We start from the raw sequence: 5337 nt of genomic DNA, 5'->3' as shown, positions 1-5337 counted from the left end.
ACCACATCGACAGACGAAGTAAACGAGTTTGCTTATTGATTTAACCTTGCCCGTCACTGACTTGAAACGGGCAAAAAAAACACTATTGCTTATTGACAGAGTTACGGCTCATATGTGTTAGGTGTATCATTACACAGCCCTTTATTAAAGAACCCTAAAAATAGACCTGGTGCGCAAAATACAGCGGAAAAATATAAAAAATTTAGTTCCCAAAAGCCTAAAATAAAATAGAAGAAAACACTAAGAATAAACCCAGAAAGCACGGATACCAATACGCAACTTAGAGTACTAGGATTTGGGTTTATCTTAAGTAATGCGAGCAACAAGTTCATGTTTATAATCGCAGCTAAAATTGCTGGAACAACACCTACTATGTACCCACCAACCCAATAAAAAAATGGACCATCGTTGAAATCCGTTTTTACTAAATTAACTAAAACATAAGTCCCAATAGGTGGACCAAATACTAAATAAAAAATTAGTATTCCCGATTTAGATAATGCATTACTTTGAGAATGTTCCGTATCCTGCATATACACCTAACGCCACGCTAAGCGGCAAAAAATTGTTGGCTAAAATAGTGAACGTAGTGAACAAAAGCCAACTGATTTTTGTCCGTTCTTGAGCGCCTTGTTATATGCCTTATTCAAAAATGTCATGTTGTGCCATTTCTTCAGTCCATGGCACATACAATGGATATACCAAATCATTGTCTACAGCCAAAATAACTTTTGCTACAGGCTGTCCAAGGTATTCTGTAGGTTCAAAAGAGTCAATATCCTCAAAGTTAATAGCAATGTAGCAATTTGCTTTTTTGATTAATAAGGCCGAATCATCCATACGAGCATGAACCGCTATATGCAACTTTTTAAATGGAACGACCGATAGCGTATGCTCTCTGTTATAAAACCTATCACGGTCAATTTCTTTACCGACTTGCTTTAAGAACTTAATATAAGCTTTCCATCGAATCAAAACTAAAAGAGTTACAGCTAATAAAGCACAACATAATCCTAATAAAAGCGAGTTTACAACGGTAAATTTACCCATGTAATAAAAAACAGTAGCTAAAATCAACACTACGGTTAAATTAAACAATGACCACTTATTCGGTTTCAACTTTGGAAAACTAATGCGCAAATTTAATCCTTGGCATATAACGCCGCCATAAGCGGACAAGTAATAGTTGGCTACAATGTGAAGCGGAGCGAAACCGAGCCAACTATTACGGTTCCGTTCTTCATGGCCTTGTTATACGTATACTACTGCTTTTTATCAGTTTTATCTTGTTTAAATTTAGGTTTAGGTCGCCATAAAACAGGCTTAGCTACATGGACAGGCTTACGCCATTTGATAAGGGAAACTACCAACTCTTTAACCCAAAGAATGAACCAAAATATAATTTCTATAGCCAGCACAAATACAACTACAAAAAGATCTAAGGCTGTAAGAGTTTGCCCAGCAGGAACAAATAAACCTGCTATGAACTCGATAATGGCAGTAAAAAGCCCTAGTAATGCTTCAAGTATCGCTACCAATATTGAAATTAATCCTTCTATCAACCTCAGATTTCCCTATACGTATAACGCTTCAATATTGTGTGACGTAGTTTGGCAGTTTTATTGCGCTGTTTGCAATTAAAAATGACAAATTTAAGGAATCTCAATTATTGCCTTGTTAGGTTTTGTTTGCCATCAAGTCTGACAATTTGTAATTACGACTCGGCCCACACATTATCATTCCGCCATCCTTAGTTGGAGGAAATCGATAATGAACAGTAATTTCAACATTATCCACCTGACTCATATTTAAATAAAAATACGAAATACTATATCCCTTAACACTGGGATCTATTTTGATGTCAGTCTCATCTGCTAGATCAGTATTTATTGATGTTTGTAACATTAAATTTTCACCGTTGAAGTAAGCAATACTCACAGTAGATGCATAAGCATTTTCAACCTTACTTGGAACAAATACTCCAATTGCTTCAATTTCTTGAGGCGTTTTTGCAGGATTTAAAATTGAAGCATATGGGATCAGTTCATTTTTATCAGGAGCTGATGAACAAGCAAAAGTAGCAAGAGGGAACATTAATAAAAGAGCTAAATACTTCACGGGATTCTCTAAAAACCTAACGCCTGAATAATGTGTGAGCTTAGTTTGGCAATTTTATTGCGCCGTTTGCAACTAAAAATGACAAACTATGGCGAATCACGATTAATTCTTTTGTTTGCTTTACTTACTTCCAATTTAGATTTAGCTCTTTATGACTGTTTGCACAATCTTTTAAGTAGAGATTGATTAAATTTTGGTAAGGAATACCATTTTTGTCAGAAAGTTCTTTAAAGTATTCAATTACGTCCTGATCTAAACGAATGGTAATTTGCTTTTTAAGCTTTTTTGAATACGGATTTGGTACCGATTCTGAAAAGTCATATTGATCACGCATTTCTAAAACCCTCATATTGCTTGCGTTCGAACTTATCAGCTTTACGAGCTGAAATTATACGAATGCGATCATCAGGCTCTCGGTAACAATGACAGACAACAAGTGTTTTATAGTCTGAACTTTGACCAAGAATAATAAAGCGCTCTTCTCCAAAAGAGCTATCTGGGTCTGGAATAAGTCGAGCATGCGTATCATAAAACACAGATTTAGCCTCTTCAAAAGCTATGCCATGCTTCTTGATATTGGAACTTGCCTTATTCTGATCCCACTCAAATGTTAAATCACTCATAAATTACATTGTAGTTATAGTGTAATGATAAGACAAGTCTAGAGGTAAAGCTAACGCCTCGTTAAGAGGCAAAAAATTGTTGGCTAAAATTAGCGACGAAGGAGCAAAAGCCAACTGTATTTTTGTCCTTTTAAACGACTTGTTAGCAGTTTTTATTGATCCCAAAAATGAATTTTCTTCTTTTCATAGACTTCTTGTTGCATTGACTCAAACTTTTCACCCATAGCAGGATCGATTTTCTTCATCATTTCAATGACATTATTTTTCATTTCATTTCTTGAATGAACCGCATTGAGCATGAATTCAAATTGCTTATAAACAACTCTGTGAACTTTTTCTAACTTTTTATGCTCCTCAAGATAGTCTTTACATTCTATAGTCACATCTTTCCACATTACTTCTCTATCGGCTTCTTTATCAAAGTGAGCCGGAGTAAGCCGATGTGGAGCTTTATTACCCATGATATGAATTCCTGCTCTTTGAAAGATCTTTCCTACTAACTCTGAGCAAAAAGAAGCATTTTCATCGTCAGAAACAAGAAATTTTTTGTTGTAGCCTTGTTTTAGAAAGTAAAAGCCAGCTAGAGTTAATTCATCTTTTTTACTGTTAGGTAGATGTTTTAGCCTAACTACTCGCCAACTATCTTTTACTTCTTGAAGTTCATCAAGAATGAATTTTAAATGAACTCCACCATCACCTGTGGCATGGATAAAACAGCCATCCCCTAAGCAAAATAGAACATGACTTGATTTTGCTTTAGGGTAAATCGTTTTTTGAAGCCATTTTAATGCTTCTGAATGGGCTTTAGTTCCACAAACTAAAATTACATCTCCTAACTGCACTACTTCTTCCTTAATACTGCTAACGCCCTGTTAAGGGGCTGATTTATGTTTGGCTAAAATGTGTAGCGAAGCGAAACCGAGCCAAACGTTAGCAGTCCCGCACTTAAACAGCTTGTTATGCGTCTTTTTGCCATGGTAGTTGAAGATATAACAACGTTGTACATGCAAAAATTAGTGCTGTGAAAAATTTGGCTAACCTTAAATTAATTTCGGTTGAACCGATAGTTACCGCAATAAAGTAAAGTACTAGAATAGAAAATGAAATAGCAAAACCAAAAATAAGAGAACAAAGATATTTATTTAAGCTCGATAACTTTAATTTTGTATAAGTGAAAACGCCTATTAAAAGTGTTGGCACAAAAGTTAACAATACTAAAGGAGCGGTTGGGTCTTCAATTCCACCTTCTTGGAACTCATCGATTGTTATTTTTATGATTAACCCAAGCAGCACAATTCCAACGAATTTAAGTGTGACTTTTAAATTTGACCAAAATTTAAATTTGAATTCAGAGGTCAATTAGAAACTCCATTTTCTCAAGACGCATAACGCCGCCATAAGCGGACAAGTAATTGTTGGCTACAATGTGAAGCGGAGCGAAACCGAGCCAACAATTACAGTTCCGTACTTAATGGCCTTGTTAGGCTACGTGAAATACAGCCAAGAGCAAGAAAAAACAGTTGCAGAGTACATTAAAGTTAAAGGCAACCTTACCCACAAAATGGAAGTTTTGATTTCTACAGCCTTTCTTATTACTGCATATGGAAGCCAATAAATAATAAAACATACAACAGCGTAAATACCTAAGAATGGTATTGCAAATAACGTCAAATCAAATTCTGGACTTATAAACAGTGGAAACGTTACCAAAAAACCAATGAGGAAGAATACCTTTTCAGGTAATTTAATATAAAACGGAATGTTCAAATTTACTCCAATATTCCGGTGAGTAGCCTAACGCCGCAATAAGCGGTAAGTAACGCTTGGCTAAAATTAGCGAGGCACGAGCGCGAGCCAAGCTTTACGCGTCCGGTTTTAATTGCCTTGTTAGCTGCAAGCTTTTTAGCTGCAAGCTTTGTATTTTCTTACAAGCTGTAATATCTCTTTGTCTGATTTACCAGTAAAACTCACGTCAATATAAACGTATTCTCGATCCATTTCTTTTGAATTGTTTCGAGAGAAGTAATTCCTTTTATATGAAATTAGTAGTTTTAATTTTGTAAAACCTTTACGGTCTACAATTTTTATCTCGTGTATATTTTCCCAAGGAATGCGGCCTTTATACCCAAAGCCTGTAAAGCTTTTTTTTACTAAAAACGACTTGGATAAGGTTGTTGACGAGCAAAGAATAAAAACAGCTAGACCAATAAAAACTACAGGAAACAGAGAAAATAATACTAGTGGTAAAACAGGAACTTTAAACCCACTAGATACACTAAGAAAGCCAGCTAAAATAACCGACATAATAATTGGTAGTTTTAATGCTTTATCTAACTGTGTTTTTAAGATTATTTCATCCATAATTCAAATTTTACACACTGCAGCTAACGCCTGAATAATGTGTGAGCCTAGTTTGGCAATTTTATTGCGTCGTTTGCAACTAAAAATGAAAAACTATGGCGAATCACGATTCATTCTCTTGATACTCATTGAGCCTCCTCCCTGAAGCTAGCCATTGACTAAGCTTCAAGGTAAGCAAACCAATAGGAGAAAGCTCAATGAATTTCTACAATAACATGCATCCGTATTACTGTGG

Annotated in this window: 10 protein-coding genes; 1 reads left to right on the top strand and 9 read right to left on the bottom strand. The window is 35.4% G+C overall.

Annotated elements, in window-relative coordinates:
- Window positions 1-101: 101 nt before the first annotated feature.
- The 8 genes from ACSLUK_RS19840 to ACSLUK_RS19805 all read right to left on the bottom strand — a co-directional run bounded on the left by ACSLUK_RS19840 (window position 102) and on the right by ACSLUK_RS19805 (window position 4100).
- Window positions 102-533: a hypothetical protein gene (locus ACSLUK_RS19840; protein WP_448550536.1), complete on the bottom strand. Its 432-nt coding sequence runs from the start codon at window positions 531-533 to the stop codon at window positions 102-104.
- A gap of 109 nt (window positions 534-642) precedes the next feature.
- Window positions 643-1140: a hypothetical protein gene (locus ACSLUK_RS19835; RefSeq protein WP_448550535.1), complete on the bottom strand. Its 498-nt coding sequence runs from the start codon at window positions 1138-1140 to the stop codon at window positions 643-645.
- 122 nt (window positions 1141-1262) lie between these two features.
- On the bottom strand, window positions 1263-1562 hold the full coding sequence (locus ACSLUK_RS19830; RefSeq protein ID WP_448550534.1) for a hypothetical protein: 300 nt from the start codon (window positions 1560-1562) through the stop codon (window positions 1263-1265).
- A gap of 115 nt (window positions 1563-1677) precedes the next feature.
- Entirely contained in the window at window positions 1678-2118 is a 441-nt protein-coding gene (locus ACSLUK_RS19825; protein WP_448550533.1) for a hypothetical protein, read from the bottom strand.
- 124 nt (window positions 2119-2242) lie between these two features.
- On the bottom strand, window positions 2243-2452 hold the full coding sequence (locus ACSLUK_RS19820) for a BrnA antitoxin family protein (protein ID WP_448550532.1): 210 nt from the start codon (window positions 2450-2452) through the stop codon (window positions 2243-2245).
- Entirely contained in the window at window positions 2445-2741 is a 297-nt protein-coding gene (locus ACSLUK_RS19815; protein ID WP_448550531.1) for a BrnT family toxin, read from the bottom strand. The genes ACSLUK_RS19820 and ACSLUK_RS19815 overlap by 8 nt, the downstream gene beginning before the upstream one ends.
- A gap of 152 nt (window positions 2742-2893) precedes the next feature.
- Window positions 2894-3583 (bottom strand): YiiX/YebB-like N1pC/P60 family cysteine hydrolase, encoded by a 690-nt coding sequence (locus tag ACSLUK_RS19810; protein WP_448550530.1) that lies wholly within the window; start codon window positions 3581-3583, stop codon window positions 2894-2896.
- A 115-nt stretch (window positions 3584-3698) separates the two neighbouring features.
- On the bottom strand, window positions 3699-4100 hold the full coding sequence (locus ACSLUK_RS19805) for a hypothetical protein (RefSeq protein ID WP_448550529.1): 402 nt from the start codon (window positions 4098-4100) through the stop codon (window positions 3699-3701).
- Window positions 4101-4167: 67 nt separating this feature from the next.
- Here ACSLUK_RS19805 and ACSLUK_RS19800 point away from each other — a divergent pair, with 67 nt between their 5' ends.
- A complete protein-coding gene (locus tag ACSLUK_RS19800; RefSeq protein WP_448550528.1) occupies window positions 4168-4356 on the top strand; it encodes a hypothetical protein in 189 nt (62 codons plus the stop codon).
- A gap of 287 nt (window positions 4357-4643) precedes the next feature.
- On the opposite strand, the gene ACSLUK_RS19795 is transcribed toward ACSLUK_RS19800, so the two are convergent.
- Complete coding sequence (locus ACSLUK_RS19795; protein WP_448550527.1) at window positions 4644-5102, bottom strand: hypothetical protein; 459 nt, start codon at window positions 5100-5102, stop codon at window positions 4644-4646.
- Window positions 5103-5337 lie beyond the last annotated feature (235 nt).

The organism is Thalassotalea fusca, from assembly GCF_053485835.1.
Note: the sequence above shows the minus strand (reverse complement) of the source record. Positions and strands in the feature narration are given on the sequence as shown.